This window comes from Exiguobacterium sp. E17S (genome assembly GCF_057772545.1).
In genome coordinates this window covers 1,140,215-1,156,989 of sequence record NZ_JBYLRU010000001.1, presented here as the reverse complement: position 1 = coordinate 1,156,989, position 16,775 = coordinate 1,140,215, and the positions used below count along the sequence as shown (strand labels likewise).

The window sequence follows — 16,775 nt, the reverse complement described above, 5'->3', positions numbered from 1 at the left end:
GTCATAGGCATTATGGCAACTTGGAAATTGAAAAGGAGATGACCTACCGATGAAGAAAAAAACAGTCGGTCTCGCATTATCAGTCATGCTTGCAGGAAGCGCAGTGCTTGCTGGATGTTCGACAGGTGGCGGAGACAGTGATTCAGGTTCAACAGACGGAAAGAAAAATCTACGTTTAACGGATACTTCTGACATTACGACAGTCGATCCAGCGAAGGCTACGGATTCTGTTGCTTTCAACATGATCGGGAACACGATGGAAGGTCTTTACCGTCTCGATAAAGACGGAAAAGCGATTCCGGCACTTGCAGAAAAAACAGATATCTCAAGTGATAACTTGACGTATACGTTCACACTTCGCGACTCAAAATGGTCAGATGGTTCACCCGTCAAAGCACAAGATTTCGAATTTGCTTGGAAACGTGCTGCTGATCCGAAAACAGCATCTAGTTACTCGTACATCTTTGACACGTTAAAAAACGGCGCTGATGTCACACAAGGTAAAAAAGCTGTCGACGAACTCGGTGTTAAAGCACTTGACGACAAAACATTAGAAGTAAAACTCGAGCGTCCAGCGCCGTATTTCCTCTCACTGACATCGTTCGGTACGTACACACCGATCAGTGAAGACTTCTACAAAAAGAATGAAAAAGACTTCTCGCTTAAACCAGATAAATTACTCTATAACGGTCCTTTCGTTTGGGAATCTTGGAAAACGGATTCAAAACGTGTCCTGAAGAAAAACGATAACTACTGGGATAAAGATGCTGTCAAACTCGACGAAGTTACAATCAGTGTCGTTAAAGATAATTCGACAGTAGTAAATCTTTATGATTCAAACGATGTCGATTACGCAGTTTTGACTTCAGAGCAAGTTGAAGCTTACAAATCGAAGCCTGAATTCAAGACAGCGCTTCGTTCTTCGATCGCTTATCTAAAATTCAATAACGAAGATGCGACGATGAAAGATGTCGATGCACGTAAAGCGATCGCTCGTGCGATCGATCCAAAAGGAATCACAGATACGCTTCTTGCGAACGGTTCGATTCCAACAACAAGCTTCATTCCAAAGGAATTCGTCAAAGATGCGTCTGGTAAAGACTATACGAGCGACATCAACTGGTTCGACCGCGATGGAAAAGAAGCAGCAGATCTTTGGAAAAAAGCAAACGGCGATAAGAAAACGACGATTGAACTTCTGTCGTTCGATAGTGAAGATGCGAAGAAAATCGGTGAGTACATGAAAGGTCAGATCGAGAAAAATCTTCCGAACGTTACTGTTTCAATCAAACAACAACCGTTCAAAAACAAACTCGATCTTGAAACAAAAGGAGATTACCAAATCTCTTACTCACTTTGGGGTCCGGATTACCAAGATCCAATGTCTAACCTTTCCATCTTCGAATCAACGAACAGCCAAAACGACGTCAACTACAAGTCTGCAGCTTATGATAAATTGTTGAACGCAGCAAATGAAGAGTCTGATTTAAATAAACGTCTTGATCTCTTTAAACAAGCGGAAGCACAATTGATTGAAAAAGATCAAGCCATCGCGCCAATCTATCAAGCTGGTTCTGCATACTTGAGCCGTCCGACGGTTAAAGATTTCAACCGTCAGTTGTTCGGAGCAGATTTCCAATACAAATACGTTGATATTAAGTAATCGAGAATGGGAGCGTCCCCTGATCAGTTCGGGTACGCTCCTGTTTTATACTACTTTTTATGAATGGAAACTCATTTTTATCGAAAATGTGAAAGTTTCGTAAAAAAGTAGTTCTAATTACTTTGTTAGCAAAGTATAATGGAATCAAACGAAAAATTCTGACTATTGGATGAAATTAGAAAAACATCCAAACGAACATCAAATCAAAGCACAATAAAAAAAGAATTTTTAAATTTTTATAACAAAATTCTTGAATGTTCCGACAATTGTGGGTCATACTGATTTTATTGATGTTTCGAAAAAAACAGAAAATCTTTATAGGGGGTGCCATCTTATGGGCCGTTATTTAGCTCAACGCCTAGTTTACGGCGTACTGACGTTTTTACTCATCGCTTCGTTCACTTTCTTCCTGATGGATCTGCTACCAGGTTCACCGTTCCAAAACCAGGAGAAACTTTCTCCTGAACAGTTGAATATACTTCGGGATAAGTACAACTTGAATGATCCACTGCCACAACGCTACGCAGCGTACATGGTCAACTTGTTCCAAGGAGACCTTGGGGTATCATTCAAATACGATAGCCGTCCAGTTACGGATTTAATTGCTGAACGGATCGGACCATCGGCTCAACTCGGAATTCAAGCATTGATTCTTGGTGTATTGCTTGGACTTGTACTTGGTGTCATCGCGGCACTTCGTCACAACTCAGTTGTCGATTACGGTGCGATGTTCGTATCGGTTATCGGAATCTCGGTACCGTCCTTCGTATTCGCCTCACTCCTTCAGTACTATGTCGGCGTGAAATGGGGCGTTTTGCCAGTCGCGTTCTGGGAAAGCCCGGCGCATACCATCTTGCCGACCATATCGTTATCACTTGGGGTCACAGCCTCGATTGCTCGATTCGTCCGAACGGAGATGTTAGAAGTTACAGGTCAGGATTACGTCACGTTAGCTAGAGCGAAAGGCCTAGATGGTCAGTCGATTACTTGGAAACACATGGTTCGGAACGCCTTGATTCCTGCCATCACGATTCTTGGACCAATGACAGCAGCGTTGATTACGGGAACACTCGTCATCGAGAAAATTTTTGCTGTACCAGGACTTGGTGAGTTATTCGTATCGTCGATTACACAAAACGACTACACGGTCATCATGGGTACGACATTATTCTTCTCAGCAGTCTTCATTCTTATGATTTTGATCGTCGACTTACTATACGGTGTCGTTGATCCACGGATTCGTTTGGGGGGTAACAAATAATGGCTGAACAAAATTCAAATGCAAAAGCAGAACAGTTTGATTCATCGCTGTTCCAACACGTTGAGTTCAATGAACAAGCAGGGGAACGCCTTGCTGGTAAAAGCTTAAACTTCTGGCAAGATGCTTGGATGCGTCTACGCAAGAACAAAGCGGCAATTCTCTCACTTGCTGTCATCATCATCATCGCGATCATGTCATTGGTCGGACCTGCTTTGTCTGGTAATGACCCTTATACCCAAACAATCACGCAAGCTAAACTCCCACCTAAAATTACTGGTTTAGAGTGGGCAGGTTTTGACGGTATGGCAACACTTGGAGATACACCGATTGATTTCTATGAACAAAAACAAGTAAAAGAAAACTTTTGGTTTGGTACGGATCACCTCGGTCGTGATCTTTGGTCACGTGTCTGGGAAGGAACAAAGATTTCGTTATTCATCGGTTTGATGGCAGCACTCATCGATGTTCTCGTTGGTGTCACATACGGTGGAATTTCTGCTTATTACGGTGGGCGTGTCGATAACATCATGCAACGTATCGCAGAGATTTTGACAGGTGTACCAAACTTGATCTTGATCATTCTGTTCATCCTCATCCTTGAACCAGGTATTACGACGATCATTCTCGCAATGACAATCACTGGCTGGATCGGTATGAGCCGACTCGTTCGCGGTCAGATCCTGAAACTAAAGAACCAAGAATTCGTACTTGCAGCACGAACACTTGGTGCTTCTAGCGCACGATTGATCTTTAAACATTTGATTCCAAATACCTTGGGAACGATCATCATCTCACTCATGTTCACGATTCCAAGTGCGATCTTCTTCGAAGCGTTCTTAAGCTTCATCGGTTTAGGACTTGCACCACCACAACCGTCACTCGGTACATTGATCAACGAAGGGTACAAAGAACTCAAAACGTTCCCATTCTTGCTCGTTGTTCCATCGACGGTCATCGTACTCCTCATGGTCAGCTTCAATATGTTGGCAGATGGACTGCGTGATGCGTTCGACCCACGTTTACGACGCTAACGGAAACTAGAGAGGAGCTCATTCACAATGGAAACTATTTTATCTGTTCGCGACCTGAATGTCGCTTTCCATACGTATGCCGGGACGGTACAAGCCGTCCGCGGTGTATCGTTTGATTTAAAAAAAGGCGAGACACTCGCAATCGTTGGTGAGTCTGGTTCTGGTAAATCGGTTACTTCAAAAGCAATCATGCGTTTGATTCCAAACCCACCAGGTGAAATCACACAAGGTGAAATCTTATTTGAAGGTCGTGACCTTGTTAAGCTTTCCGATAAAGAAATGCAAAAAGTCCGTGGTCGTGATATCGCAATGATCTTCCAAGATCCGATGACATCACTTAACCCGACGATGACGATCTATAAACAAATCGCTGAAGGATTAAAACGTCACCAAGGCTTAACAGGCGACGCAGCGAAAAAGCGTACACTCGAACTTTTGACACTCGTAGGAATTCCGAATCCAGAAGCGCGTCTGAAACAATATCCGCACCAATTATCGGGTGGGATGCGTCAACGGATCGTCATCGCAATCGCACTTGCATGTAATCCGAAAGTATTGATTGCCGATGAGCCGACGACTGCCCTCGATGTTACGATTCAAGCTCAGATTCTTGAGTTATTGAAAGACATTCAGCAAAAAACGGGTACAGCAATCATCTTCATTACGCACGATTTAGGTGTTGTAGCGAACATGGCTGACCGTGTAGCTGTCATGTATGCTGGTAAATTGATTGAAAAAGGTACAGTAGATGAGATCTTCTATGAGCCGCGTCATCCATATACTTGGGGACTACTAGGTTCAATGCCGCGTCCATCTGATGACCGTTCGCAAGACCTTCCTGCGATTCCAGGAACTCCACCGAACCTGATGCATCCACCAGTCGGTGATGCGTTTGCACCGCGTAATAAATACGCGATGAAGATTGATTTCGAGAAAGAACCACCTTTCTTCAAAATCTCAGATACACACGAAGCGGCGACGTGGTTGCTACATCCACAAGCTCCATACGTTGAACCACCCGCTGCAATCCGTGACTTGGCGTTAAAATACCGTCCGGACAGCGTGTTCTCAAAATCGCTTCTGAAAGGCGGTCTGAAATAATGGAAAACCGTAATAAATTACTTGAAGTAAAAAACTTGAAGCAACATTTCAATATTGGACGTGGACGCGTCGTTAAAGCGGTTGATGGACTTTCATTTGATATCTACGAAGGCGAAGTACTTGGCCTCGTTGGAGAGTCAGGCTGTGGTAAGTCTACGACTGGTCGCTCGATCATTGGTTTATACGAAGCGACAGACGGCGAAGTCATCTTCAAAGGTGAAAACGTTCATGGTAAGAAATCACGTAAAGACAAATTGAAATTCAACCGTGCAATGCAAATGATTTTCCAAGATCCGTATGCATCGTTAAATCCACGGATGACGGTTGGTGATATCATCGCTGAAGGAATCGATATTCATGGTTTAGCAAACTCAAAAGAAGAGCGCAATAACCGTGTATATGATTTGCTTGAGACTGTTGGTTTGACGAAAGAACATGCGAGTCGTTACCCGCACGAGTTCTCAGGTGGTCAGCGTCAACGGATTGGTATCGCACGCGCACTTGCTGTAGAGCCGGACTTCATCATTGCGGATGAGCCGATTTCAGCACTCGACGTATCGATTCAAGCCCAAGTCGTCAACTTGATGAAAAAACTGCAACGTGATCGCAGTTTGACATACTTGTTCATCGCCCACGATTTATCGATGGTTAAGTATATCTCAGACCGGATTGGTGTTATGTATCAGGGTCACCTCGTTGAATTGTGTGATGCGGATCGTCTGTATGAGAATCCTGTTCATGCTTATACGAAGTCACTTTTATCTGCGATTCCGCTTCCGGATCCAGAGCACGAGCGGACACGTAAACGGATCATCTTTGATCGTCCGACGAGTGGACCGGTTGGGAAATCGGATGAAGATTCGAGCATTCCACCACTTCGTGAAATCGAGCCAGGTCACTTCGTTTCGATGACGGATGCAGAACTTGAAGCGTACCAAGCGCAACTCGTATAATCGTTAAAGCAAAAAGGCATTTCCACGTTGATCGTGGAAATGCCTTTTAATTTTCTGATGCGATACGCGGTAGATGAGCAAATCGATGGACGACTGCATCGATTGCATCAAGACGACGCATGGCTTCTTCAAAGTCAATTTTTTCGTAATGATGGAGTCCGCCCGGCTGTTCTTCCAGCGTATCCGCATCATGGACAAGTTGTTGAAGAGGTGTTCGATTGATCGCACCTGGTGGAAGATAAGAATCCGTATGCAAAAGAACAGCGAGAGCAATTTCTTTTGCACGTGCTGGTTCTTCACCAAGGCGAATCAATAGTTTGTGAGCACGTTCAGCTCCTTTAATGGCATGAATATCATTTTGGCGATATAAATCATAGTTCCAAGTGCCATCGGTATACCATTCGTAATGACCGATATCATGTAAGAGTGCTGCCTTCGTAGCAGTGTCAGCATCTAAGCCGCGTTTCGTAGCAAGCGTCAGTGCGCGTTCCGCTACTGAAATCGCATGATTCAAGCCAGAACGAGATAAATATTTTTGAGCGATCGGATGATCGAGAATCGTAACGAGTGTTAATGCCATGAATGAAAAACTCCTTTCTGAGCGTTGATATTTCTATACACTCTACAGAAATTTGAAAGAAATTGCAACTGTTTTTCATTCCTCAATCGACAATCTCACATATTTAATTGCTTAAAGTAGGAATAGATTTTTAGTTTACGTGGTATACTTACTAATGTAGAAGATGATTATTTCGCTTTCGTAGGTTGTTAATTCTGTTTCGGGCCGATTGGGGTGTCGGAATATGAAAGAACGTGACAAGAAGAAAAAGCTGAAGAAGCGCCTTTTGCGGGATATTTTAGAGAAAAAACTGAAAGAAATGAAACTTCCTAAAGCAAAAGAGACGATTTCTCAGCCATTTGATCACACGCCAGCTTGTTAAAGCCACGTGGTGGCTTTAACAAGCTTTTTTACGAAAAGTTCTTTCATCTTTATAAAAAAGCTAGGTTTTCTGCTTTATTAGATGTAAACTGTCAAGTAATAGAACCATCATCAATATCTGCTTATTCACATAGGTATTGAATGATGTTAAATCAGGGGGAGGATGTTTTTCAATGGTAACACTCTATACTTCACCAAGTTGTACTTCTTGTCGGAAAGCACGCGCGTGGCTTGAAGAACATGAAATCCCGTTCGTTGAACGTAATATCTTTTCAGAACCATTATCGCTCGATGAAATCAAACAGATTCTTCGTATGACGGAAGATGGAACGGACGAGATTATCTCAACACGTTCAAAAGTCTTCTCGAAACTCGATGTTTCCGTTGAAAACTTATCGTTGCAGCATCTATACGATTTGATTCAAGAATATCCGGGATTATTGCGTCGCCCAATCTTGATTGATGAAAAACGCCTTCAAGTGGGATACAACGAGGATGAAATCCGTCGATTCTTACCGCGCAAGGTGCGTACATTCCAACTTTTGGAAGCACAGCGTCTTGTAAACGAGTAATTTTGAAAAGCACGCTGCTTCGTGAGCAGTGTGCTTTTTGTTACCGATAAAAAAGGTTAAAATAAAGATAACAAAGGAATAGAAATATATCCTTCGGATTCAAAACTATGAATCCAAGTCATGTCCTCGTTCGTATTCTAGATAAGGAACGAGAAGAAAGGAGTGGACAGTTTGAAAATCGAACGCGTCAATGACAATACGGTCAAGTTCTTCATCACGTACACCGACATCGAACGCCGTGGTTTTGCCCGAGATGAGATTTGGTATAACCGGGAACGGGGAGAACAGTTATTCTGGCAGATGATGGACGAAGCGAATGAAAAAGAGTCCATCTCCTTCGAAGGTCCACTATGGATACAAGTGCAAGCATTTGAAAAAGGTCTTGAAGTCACTGTAACGATCGCGAAAAATGCAGTTGATGGTGAGCAAGTCGATGAAGACGAACTCGATTCACTTTTACGATCAGCGATGTCTGAGACAGAAGATAAAGATACAGAGTTAAGCCAAGATGTTTTATTTGAAACTCGCGATTTCGAACATATCATCGCGCTCAGCCAATATGCGAATGCTCCTGTATTCGCAGAACTTGAAACAGCGCTTTATCAAAAAGATGGACTCTATTTACTGCATGTTCATTTCGAAGATGATGTGAACGTAGAAGCGCAAGAAAACGTCATGAGTTTAATCGCAGAGTATCTCCAGTTCAGCGAACAAACGATACATCCTGTAGCTGAATACGGGAAACAGATCATTGCTTCAGATGTCTTTCCGTTCATTCGGAAACATTTTCCGAACTAAGGTCAGAAAAAGTGCGAGGAAAAGGAGGATCACATATCGTGATACCTCCTTTTGTTCTGGTATTAAGTGAGGGTATAGCCTCCATCTACGATGAGCGCTTGACCGTTGATGTAACTCGCTTTGTTTGATAGTAAGAAACAAACGACCTCAGCGATTTCAGAAGGTTGTGCAGGCTCGCCTCGAAGATGATGTTTCATTGCGAGGTCAAATTTATCTTTCCCGCCATATAAGGCATGACTGAGCGCTGTATCGACTGGTCCCGGGCAAATAGCATTAAATCGGTACTTACCATGGAAGCGGGCGGCGTATGTCTTTGTTAGCGTCAGTAAAGCACTCTTAGATGAAGCGTAAGGCAGTAGCATTGCTGGAAACTTAACATGACCTACGATGGCGCTATTATTGACGATGGAAGCACCTTTTGAAAAGCGTTTCGTCGCAAGTTGGATGATTCGTTCGGGTGCGTGATAGTTCACTTGGAACACTTCTTTTTGTTGATCGGAGACACGTTCAGGTGCGACGGGTTTACCGAAAGTACCTGCATTGTTGAAAATACCATCGATTTCTGGGAAATCTTCTTGTGTTTCTTCAAAGAACGCATCGATTGCAGAGGAATCAGTTAAGTCGACAGGGAAGAAATATAAACGTCCTTCTCCATTTGCTTCAAGCGAGGATCCTTTTTCTTCATTACGACCAATCGCAAGGACAGTATGTCCCTCCCGAATGAGTTGAAGGGCAGTTGCCTCACCAATTCCACTTGTTGCACCAGTAATGATATACGTACCCATTTAAACGCTTCCTTTCTGTCATCAGTTTAAATACAATTAGTACTACTTACATAAAAGGAGGGGGATTCATGCTACGACGTGTACAACTTCTCATGACCCTCATCTTGACCATCGGCTTGATTGCCTTTTTATCCTACTATTGGAGTGTCTATATGGTAGGTTGGCTGTCCATCGTCATCATCTTGGTCGTCATGAGCGTGTTTGTCATCATTCTACTCGAAAATCGAAACCCAGAACGAACGCTCGTCTGGGCACTCGTCATGATGGCATTGCCTGTCGTTGGCGTGTTCGTGTATTTCACATTTGGTCAGAACTACCGCCGAAAACGAATGTTTCGACTGAAGGCAATGCTTGATGAAGAGTCTTACATTAAGTATCGTACCCAGTTTAAGGCAGGGGTACACCAATCAGTGTTCCAAGAAGGACGTTATGGAAAAGTTGTGACACTTATCGATTCAATCAGTCGCCTTCCGATTTCGTATAATACACATACAAGAATCTTGACGAATGGTCAGGAAAAGTTTCCGATTCTTTTAGAAGAGATTCGTCAAGCACAGCATCATATTCATTTGGAGTACTATATCGTACGCGATGATCAACTTGCGCTTCAGCTACAGGAAGCGTTGATTGAAAAGGCTAAGCAAGGAATCGAGGTCCGCTTTCTTTATGATGCCGTCGGTTGTTTTTCGACGGATAAACATTATTTCAAGAAGATGCAGGCAGCTGGTGTTGAGGTTCGTGCGTTTTTCCCCGTCGTCTTACCGTTTATTTCGAGTAAATCAAACTACCGGAATCATCGGAAAATCGTCGTCATCGATGGAACGGTTGCATTTACGGGTGGAATAAACATTGGCGACGAGTATATCGGTCGTGATCAACATTTTGGTTTTTGGCGTGATACCCATCTTCTCGTAAGGGGAGAGGCTGTCTCTGAACTCCAACTGATTTTTTTGCAAGACTGGTATTACATGACCGGTGAACGGCTGTTTACACCGTTTTACATGGAGCCACTTGAGTACGTTGAAGAAGCAACAGGAGGTGTTCAAATCATTGCGAGCGGTCCTGATGAGCCATATGAGGCAATGAAATCACTTTACTTCGGGCTCATCACGGAAGCGCGTGAATCGGTCTATATTGCTTCCCCGTATTTGATACCGGACGAAGATCTCATGACAGCGCTGAAGACAGCTGCAATGGCAGGGATTGACGTCCGTATTCTACTACCGAGCTTCCCGGATCATAAAATCGTATTTTATGCGAGCCGTTCTTATTTTGATGATTTGCTACAAGCTGGTGTAAAAATTTACGAGTACAATAAAGGATTCATGCACTCGAAAGTTATCGTCGTTGATGACGCCATCGCAACGATTGGGACAGCGAACATGGATTTACGTAGTTTTCATTTGAATTTCGAAGTGAATGCTTTCTTATATGGAACGAACTCTGTCCATGAACTGACACGTGATTTTTATGAAGATTTTAGCCATTCGACACAAGTTGATGCTGATATGTTCCATCGGCGTCCATTACGCCGTCGATTAATTGAATCGATTTCACGTTTATTCTCACCGTTACTCTAGTAAAAGGGGACGATTCAGATGTTTGAAGCCATTGATGCTTCTGGTAAACGCATCATGATTCACAGATTTCCCATCCATGAATTAAAAACGATGTCCTTACGTTGTCCGTATTGCCTGAAGCCATTGCGCGTCAGGCAAGGACGACGACCACACTTTTCACATATCTCAGCTTGTTCAGGAGAAAGCAACGTGCATATGTCTTGGAAAAAGCGGATTGCGGATTCTTTAATAAACGCAGGTATCCAAGTCGAAATTGAATGGATGACTGGGGAGAGACGTTTTGATCTGTGGATACCAGAAAAGAAAATCGGGATTGAAATTCAACGTTCTCCGATGTCAGCAGAGGAATGGATCAGACGAGCCAGACTTGATGCGAAACAAGAACAAACGGTTCGGTGGATCGGATTTCATCCTTCACATGGTGTCACGTTGCGATTGCAAGGTTGGATGCGACAAGCATTTTTACAACATGATTACTTGGATCTGATCGTCGAGAATCAAATCCGGAGATTTCGACATCCGGTTCCTTTTGCAAAACATCATGTCTATTGTACGGTTCAACCGCTCTCATTATCTGATTTTCTTTCGAAGAACCTTCATCATTTCCTCGGAAATTTTCAATCGCTCGATGGCAAGGAATCGTTCATCGCTATCGTCGACGTCCTTTTTATCCTTCATTACCTCCACGCATCCTCAAGATCCCACTGTATCAATCAGGTTTCCATCTACAAAATCTTCCCTCTTTTGCCTTTCTCCCCATCACACGTCTATTATTTCTACCCGTCCATCCCTTTGAATTTCAAATCGTCGTCTTTTTAGAGATAAAAGGGCGGTACACTTTGAGCCGTCTGGAATATGTCATAAATCAACTGCTTCACAAATTGAATCTATCGATTGAAAGAGATTTGATTGGTGCTCTCGTCAGGGAATGGATGGAGCGGATTGAGGAGGCGAATAAGCTGTTTTAGCAGGAGCACTTCGATTGTTTGTCGAAAAGAAAACAGGTATAACTGAATTAAAGGAGTGAGGGAAATGGCAGAAGTATTAACACGTCAAGATGTTGACGTTACAGAAACATGGAATCTAGAGTCGATTTACGCAACGAACGAAGCGTGGGAAGAAGAATTCGAATCGGTGAAAGCGATGCTTCCATTACTCGTCGAGTATAAGGGTCGTCTTGGACAGAGTGCAGAAACACTCTATGAAGGGTTACAGTTACGTGACGAAGTCTCAAGACGCCTTTATAAGCTTTATACATACGCGCACATGCGTTATGACGAAAATACAGCAGACAGCTTCTACCAAGCCATGAACGACCGTGCTCGAACGCTCGCGTCGCAAATCGGGGCAACGCTTGCTTTCATGACACCAGAATTGTTAGCTGTACCTGAGTCAACGATTGAGACGTATCTTAATGAGAATCCAGATCTTGCAATGTATCGTCATGCATTTGATGAATTGAATCAAGAGCGTGAACACGTCCTGACGGAAGCGGAAGAAGCGATTCTTGCAAAGGCAGGAGAAGTACTCGGTCAATCCGGTACGACGTTCGGTATGTTGAACAATGCAGATCTGACATTCCCGAAAATCAAAGGGGAAGACGGAGAAGAGACAGAGTTGACACATGGTCGCTTCATCACATTCCTGGAATCATCTGATCGTTCGGTCCGTGAAGCCGCATTTAAAGCGATGTATGGAACATATGCAAAATACACGAATACGCTCGCTTCGACACTTGCTGGGTCAGTTAAGAAAGACAACTTCTATGCGGATGTCCGGAAGTTCCCATCTGCACGCGCAGCAGCTTTACACGGTAATGCGATTCCTGAGTCCGTCTATGATGGATTAGTTGAAGCGGTACATGAGCATTTACCATTGCTCCATCGTTACGTCGCTCTACGTAAGCGAGTGCTCGGACTCGATGAACTACACGTGTATGATATGTACACACCGCTCGTTTCTGAGGTGGAGATGAAAGTCTCTTACGAGGAAGCGAAACAATTGATGGTCGAAGGGCTCGCGCCGCTCGGAGCAGAGTATAAGCACATCCTTGAAGAAGGATTGTCTGAACGTTGGGTTGATGTCCGGGAGACGCGTGGTAAACGGAGTGGAGCCTACTCTTCTGGTGCTTATGATACACAGCCGTTCATTTTGATGAACTGGCAAGACAACATCAACAACCTCTTTACACTCGCACATGAATTCGGACATTCCGTCCATAGTTATTACACGCGGAAATCTCAACCGTATCCATATGGTGATTATTCCATCTTCGTCGCAGAAGTCGCCTCAACGACGAATGAAGCATTGTTGAACGACTATTTATTGAAGAAAGTAACGGATCGTAAAGAAAAACTCTATCTATTAAACAATCAACTCGAAACCTTCCGCGGAACATTGTTCCGACAAACGATGTTCGCCGAGTTCGAACATGCAATTCATGATGCGGCTCGTCTTGGACAAGCGCTGACACCGGAATTCTTAACGTCAACGTATTATGCGTTGAATCAAAAATACTTCGGAGACGAAATTGTATTAGATGAAGAAATCGGTCTAGAATGGGCTAGGATTCCACACTTCTATTACAATTATTATGTCTATCAGTATGCAACGGGCATTTCTGCTGCCGCTGCTTTGACGGATCAGATTCTAGAAGAAGGACAACCTGCTGTAGAGCGATACATCAACAATTTCTTAAAAGCGGGATCAAGTGATTATCCAATCGAAGTTTTAAAAGCTGCGGGTGTCGATATGACAACAAAAGCGCCAGTTGAAGCAGCATTGCGTCAATTTGAACGTGTCCTAGATGAATTTGAAGCTTTGTTAGCAGAGTGACATCTTTGTGACAAAGTGAACAAAGAGTGGAAAAGAGGCGAAGTCCACGATATACTTATATTGTGAAGAGGGTCACATTCCCCAGTCGATTCTCTTTTTCCCCCATCCAGTGGTCAAAAGAAAAAGTCCTTCTCGTCAGGAGGGACTTTTTCTTTTGTCTATGATTGAACACAAAAAGGACAGTTCAGCACGCTGAACTGTCCTTTTTATTGTTTTTATCATGCGTGTGCCGAATCTTTTAAGTGACGCCATACTTTTCCATCACAGTACGATAGAGAAGCACATTTTTGTTGCAAGACCAGTTTTTTTAATTCGTGTTCAATCTGGGATTCAGGAGCGTCATAAATAAAGGCGATTTCAGCCGTTGTTGCTGTTTCATACCGTCTCAAGAATTGTTCGAGTGGTGGCTTCGGTTGTTTTTCGATCGTATGATCTAGCAATTCACTTAAGATCGAGACATACACCAAATACTCATAAGGTCCTTCTGCTTTGATCGCTTCTTCGTCTCCGACGAAAGCGAGTGTTGGAAGAATCCGAACATCCCATTCGGTGACTAGTTCAGTTTCTTTCTCGAGCATTTGCTGAATCGTATCCGACGAGACATCACGATGGAACTCATCTAAATCCAAACCATACTCCGTTAATGCTTCTGCTAGCCGCATCAATGATGGCCGACTATAAGCACTTTCTCCTTCGACGTTATGAAGCATTCGAAGGCGTCGCATGAATCGCATACCAAACGTTTTTCCTTGAAGCTCAATTGCTTTTAGAATGACGAGTGGTGACATGTCGCATGCGGATCGTGATGGAGCACATGGAATCGTTGCAATCGTCCGAAGACGGAACAGATGACCATATTCTAGCTCTAGCTTCTTGAGGACGGGTATCAACCGTAAACCATCCGTTTGTGTCACATCTAGAAAATGATAGATTTCCAGAGGTTTCGTCGGTTGTTGAATCGATGGTTCGTCCAATGAACAATAAGATCCGTTACATTGTGCGTGTTCCATCCGTTCACCCCTTCCTGTTGTTATCGTTACCCTATTTTAGCAACGAAAAAAAAGAAAGAGCAAAGGTTTTGCTTGTTCATTCTTACACGAAAAATCAAGAAAGCGCTTTACGTTCCATGAAGCGAACGATTTTATTTTTTGTTTTGCGCTGTGGAATGTCGTGTTCTGAAAGAATTCGCTCGAAATCCTTTTGCCCTTGTTCGAAGTTGCTGACCTCAAACTCTAACTCATAATCGGTATGTCCGAGATAGCGACTTTTATCAAGGACAAGCAATCCTTCCGGGAGCACGGTTTCGATTCGTTCTGTCTCTAATCGACCTAAATGCTCCAAAGATCCCTGTAAATCAAATGGCTTTAGCTGTTCGTTCATCTCTTCGGAATGAATTAGACCGTATTTGAATAGATCTTCTGCTTCAGTTGATGATAACGTGACATGCGTTTCAAGCAACCCCTCCTCATGGGGTTGTTTTAAAGTCAGTACGAGCCCTTGTTTTTTCTCACGAATCCGTAAAGCAGCACCTTTTTTTCGAAGTTCAAAATCAGGCGTATCAAAATAATCATTTGCTTGCCAAATGGGTTGTTTAGCTGACGCATAATGGGTAAATAACGATAGATATTCTTGTTCAGACAATAAGTTCTTGAATTCGATTTCCAATTCTTGTCTAATCGGAATCACGCCTTTCTAGTTGAATGTCTGAAAATATGATAACATGAATGAGGTAGGAACAGGCAGTGAACCAATACTATTCGATTAAAAGTGGTGACAAATCAGATGACAAAAGAAAATTGGGATTTATTTCTTGCACCGTATCAAATCGCGGTCGATGAGTTGAAAGTTAAGCTAAAAGCGATTCGTAAACAATTTCAGCAACGGGGAGAACATTCACCGATTGAATTTGTCACAGGACGGGTCAAACCTGTAAAGAGCATTCTTCAAAAAGCGGAACGAAAAGCAATTGCGCGTGAGTCATTAGAACAAGACATGCAGGATATCGCCGGATTACGTATCATGTGTCAATTCGTCGATGATATCATTCATGTCCTTGAGCTGCTGCGCTCGCGCGGAGATTTTAAAATCGTCGAAGAACGGAACTACATTACACAAAAAAAGGATAGTGGCTATCGATCGTATCACGTCATCATTGCCTATCCGGTACAGACGATCGAAGGTGAAGTTCCGACGTTAGTCGAGATTCAAATTCGAACGCTTGCGATGAACTTCTGGGCAACGATTGAACACTCGTTGAATTATAAGTACCAAGGAAATATTCCGGAAGAGACGCGTGAGCGTCTGCGTCGTGCAGCAGAGGCAGCGTTTTTGCTTGATGCGGAGATGAGCCAGCTGAAAGTAGAAATCCAAGATGCACAACTCGTCTTTCAACGCGACGCTAAGGCGTCTGAACGATTAAAAGAGTAGGGGGATGACCATGCGTTTTGCAATCACGGCTCGTGATGATGAGCGATCTCATGCGCTGAAACAGCAACTCGAGCAGGCATTGACGGATCGGGGATGTATTCTTGATGCCGGCCAGCCGGAAATCGTCGTCTCGATTGGTGGAGACGGAACGATGTTACAGGCGTTTCATTCGTATCTCGATCAAGTAGAGACAATTACGCTTGTTGGGATTCATACGGGGCATCTTGGTTTTTATGCGGATTGGCGCCCTGAAGAAATGGATGAACTGATTGATCATATCGCGAAGCAGGATTTAGCGACGGTTCAATACCCATTGCTTGAACTCTCGATTGATTATGCGGACGGTTCACACAACCAACTGCTTGCCTTGAATGAATGTACGATTAAAAGTTTTAATCAGACACTCGTTTGCGATTTATCGATTCGAGGTGACTACTTCGAAACATTCCGAGGGGACGGGTTGTGTGTATCAACACCGTCTGGTTCGACAGCTTACAATAAGGCACTCGGCGGAGCGATCGTTCACCCGGCGCTCGAAGCAATTCAAATTACAGAGATGGCTTCCATCAACAATCGTGTTTACCGGACGATCGGCTCACCGATGTTGCTACCGAAACATCATGATGTCGAAATTCGTCCCGTTAATCCGATTGATTTTCAGATGACCTATGACCACTATGCTTCAATCATTCATCAAAACGTGACATCGATTCGATGCCGGGTCTCTGATAAAAAAGTGAAATTTGCTCGTTTTCGTTCTTTCCCGTTCTGGCAACGGGTGCGGGAATCTTTCCTGGCAGACGAAAGACGTTAAAGTAAAGGAAATGGA

17 protein-coding genes are annotated in these 16,775 nt (G+C 43.5%); 13 read left to right on the top strand and 4 right to left on the bottom strand.

Features of this window, described 5'->3' with window-relative positions; all coding sequences use genetic code 11:
• The first annotated feature begins 49 nt into the window (after positions 1-49).
• The 5 genes from AC3B4V_RS06080 (at position 50) to AC3B4V_RS06060 (ending at position 6,009) form a co-directional block, all read left to right on the top strand.
• The gene (locus AC3B4V_RS06080; protein ID WP_064299578.1) at positions 50-1,663 is read left to right on the top strand and encodes a peptide ABC transporter substrate-binding protein; all 1,614 of its coding nucleotides are present in this window, start codon (positions 50-52) and stop codon (positions 1,661-1,663) included.
• A gap of 334 nt (positions 1,664-1,997) precedes the next feature.
• On the top strand, positions 1,998-2,924 hold the full coding sequence (gene opp3b / locus AC3B4V_RS06075; protein ID WP_064299579.1) for an oligopeptide ABC transporter permease: 927 nt from the start codon (positions 1,998-2,000) through the stop codon (positions 2,922-2,924).
• A complete protein-coding gene (gene opp3C / locus AC3B4V_RS06070) occupies positions 2,924-3,955 on the top strand; it encodes an oligopeptide ABC transporter permease (RefSeq protein ID WP_064299580.1) in 1,032 nt (343 codons plus the stop codon). Before opp3b ends, opp3C begins: the two co-directional genes overlap by 1 nt.
• Before the next feature lie 27 nt (positions 3,956-3,982).
• The gene (locus tag AC3B4V_RS06065; RefSeq protein WP_029342201.1) at positions 3,983-5,056 is read left to right on the top strand and encodes an ABC transporter ATP-binding protein; all 1,074 of its coding nucleotides are present in this window, start codon (positions 3,983-3,985) and stop codon (positions 5,054-5,056) included.
• Positions 5,056-6,009, top strand: coding sequence for an ABC transporter ATP-binding protein (locus AC3B4V_RS06060; protein ID WP_029342202.1), 954 nt, complete (start codon positions 5,056-5,058; stop codon positions 6,007-6,009). Before AC3B4V_RS06065 ends, AC3B4V_RS06060 begins: the two co-directional genes overlap by 1 nt.
• A gap of 46 nt (positions 6,010-6,055) precedes the next feature.
• Here the strand turns inward: AC3B4V_RS06060 and AC3B4V_RS06055 are convergent, their stop codons facing one another.
• Complete coding sequence (locus AC3B4V_RS06055) at positions 6,056-6,589, bottom strand: HD domain-containing protein (RefSeq protein ID WP_029342203.1); 534 nt, start codon at positions 6,587-6,589, stop codon at positions 6,056-6,058.
• Positions 6,590-6,812: 223 nt separating this feature from the next.
• Between AC3B4V_RS06055 and AC3B4V_RS06050 the strand changes: the two genes are divergently transcribed.
• The 3 genes from AC3B4V_RS06050 (at position 6,813) to mecA (ending at position 8,319) form a co-directional block, all read left to right on the top strand.
• Entirely contained in the window at positions 6,813-6,950 is a 138-nt protein-coding gene (locus AC3B4V_RS06050; protein ID WP_023468890.1) for a hypothetical protein, read from the top strand.
• A gap of 172 nt (positions 6,951-7,122) precedes the next feature.
• On the top strand, positions 7,123-7,521 hold the full coding sequence (gene spxA / locus AC3B4V_RS06045; protein WP_012370920.1) for a transcriptional regulator SpxA: 399 nt from the start codon (positions 7,123-7,125) through the stop codon (positions 7,519-7,521).
• Between the two features lie 171 nt (positions 7,522-7,692).
• A complete protein-coding gene (mecA, locus tag AC3B4V_RS06040; protein ID WP_023468889.1) occupies positions 7,693-8,319 on the top strand; it encodes an adaptor protein MecA in 627 nt (208 codons plus the stop codon).
• 62 nt (positions 8,320-8,381) lie between these two features.
• Here the strand turns inward: mecA and AC3B4V_RS06035 are convergent, their stop codons facing one another.
• A complete protein-coding gene (locus AC3B4V_RS06035) occupies positions 8,382-9,104 on the bottom strand; it encodes an SDR family NAD(P)-dependent oxidoreductase (protein ID WP_064299581.1) in 723 nt (240 codons plus the stop codon).
• A gap of 68 nt (positions 9,105-9,172) precedes the next feature.
• On the opposite strand from AC3B4V_RS06035, the gene cls reads away from it, so the two are divergent.
• The 3 genes from cls to pepF all read left to right on the top strand — a co-directional run bounded on the left by cls (position 9,173) and on the right by pepF (position 13,519).
• Positions 9,173-10,684 carry a cardiolipin synthase gene (gene cls / locus AC3B4V_RS06030; protein WP_214858073.1) on the top strand — a complete coding sequence of 504 codons (1,512 nt, stop codon included), beginning with the start codon at positions 9,173-9,175 and terminating at the stop codon, positions 10,682-10,684.
• A gap of 18 nt (positions 10,685-10,702) precedes the next feature.
• On the top strand, positions 10,703-11,503 hold the full coding sequence (locus AC3B4V_RS06025; protein WP_488377974.1) for a competence protein CoiA family protein: 801 nt from the start codon (positions 10,703-10,705) through the stop codon (positions 11,501-11,503).
• Between the two features lie 213 nt (positions 11,504-11,716).
• Positions 11,717-13,519 (top strand): oligoendopeptidase F, encoded by a 1,803-nt coding sequence (pepF, locus tag AC3B4V_RS06020; RefSeq protein ID WP_488377973.1) that lies wholly within the window; start codon positions 11,717-11,719, stop codon positions 13,517-13,519.
• Positions 13,520-13,737: 218 nt separating this feature from the next.
• Here the strand turns inward: pepF and AC3B4V_RS06015 are convergent, their stop codons facing one another.
• Together AC3B4V_RS06015 and AC3B4V_RS06010 are read right to left on the bottom strand one after the other, a co-directional pair.
• On the bottom strand, positions 13,738-14,529 hold the full coding sequence (locus tag AC3B4V_RS06015; RefSeq protein WP_050677567.1) for a DsbA family protein: 792 nt from the start codon (positions 14,527-14,529) through the stop codon (positions 13,738-13,740).
• Between the two features lie 94 nt (positions 14,530-14,623).
• A complete protein-coding gene (locus AC3B4V_RS06010; protein ID WP_488377972.1) occupies positions 14,624-15,205 on the bottom strand; it encodes a CYTH domain-containing protein in 582 nt (193 codons plus the stop codon).
• A 96-nt stretch (positions 15,206-15,301) separates the two neighbouring features.
• Here AC3B4V_RS06010 and yjbM point away from each other — a divergent pair, with 96 nt between their 5' ends.
• The gene (yjbM, locus tag AC3B4V_RS06005; protein ID WP_035396676.1) at positions 15,302-15,946 is read left to right on the top strand and encodes a GTP diphosphokinase; all 645 of its coding nucleotides are present in this window, start codon (positions 15,302-15,304) and stop codon (positions 15,944-15,946) included.
• A 10-nt stretch (positions 15,947-15,956) separates the two neighbouring features.
• The gene (locus tag AC3B4V_RS06000) at positions 15,957-16,760 is read left to right on the top strand and encodes an NAD kinase (RefSeq protein WP_488377971.1); all 804 of its coding nucleotides are present in this window, start codon (positions 15,957-15,959) and stop codon (positions 16,758-16,760) included.
• Positions 16,761-16,775: the final 15 nt, after the last annotated feature.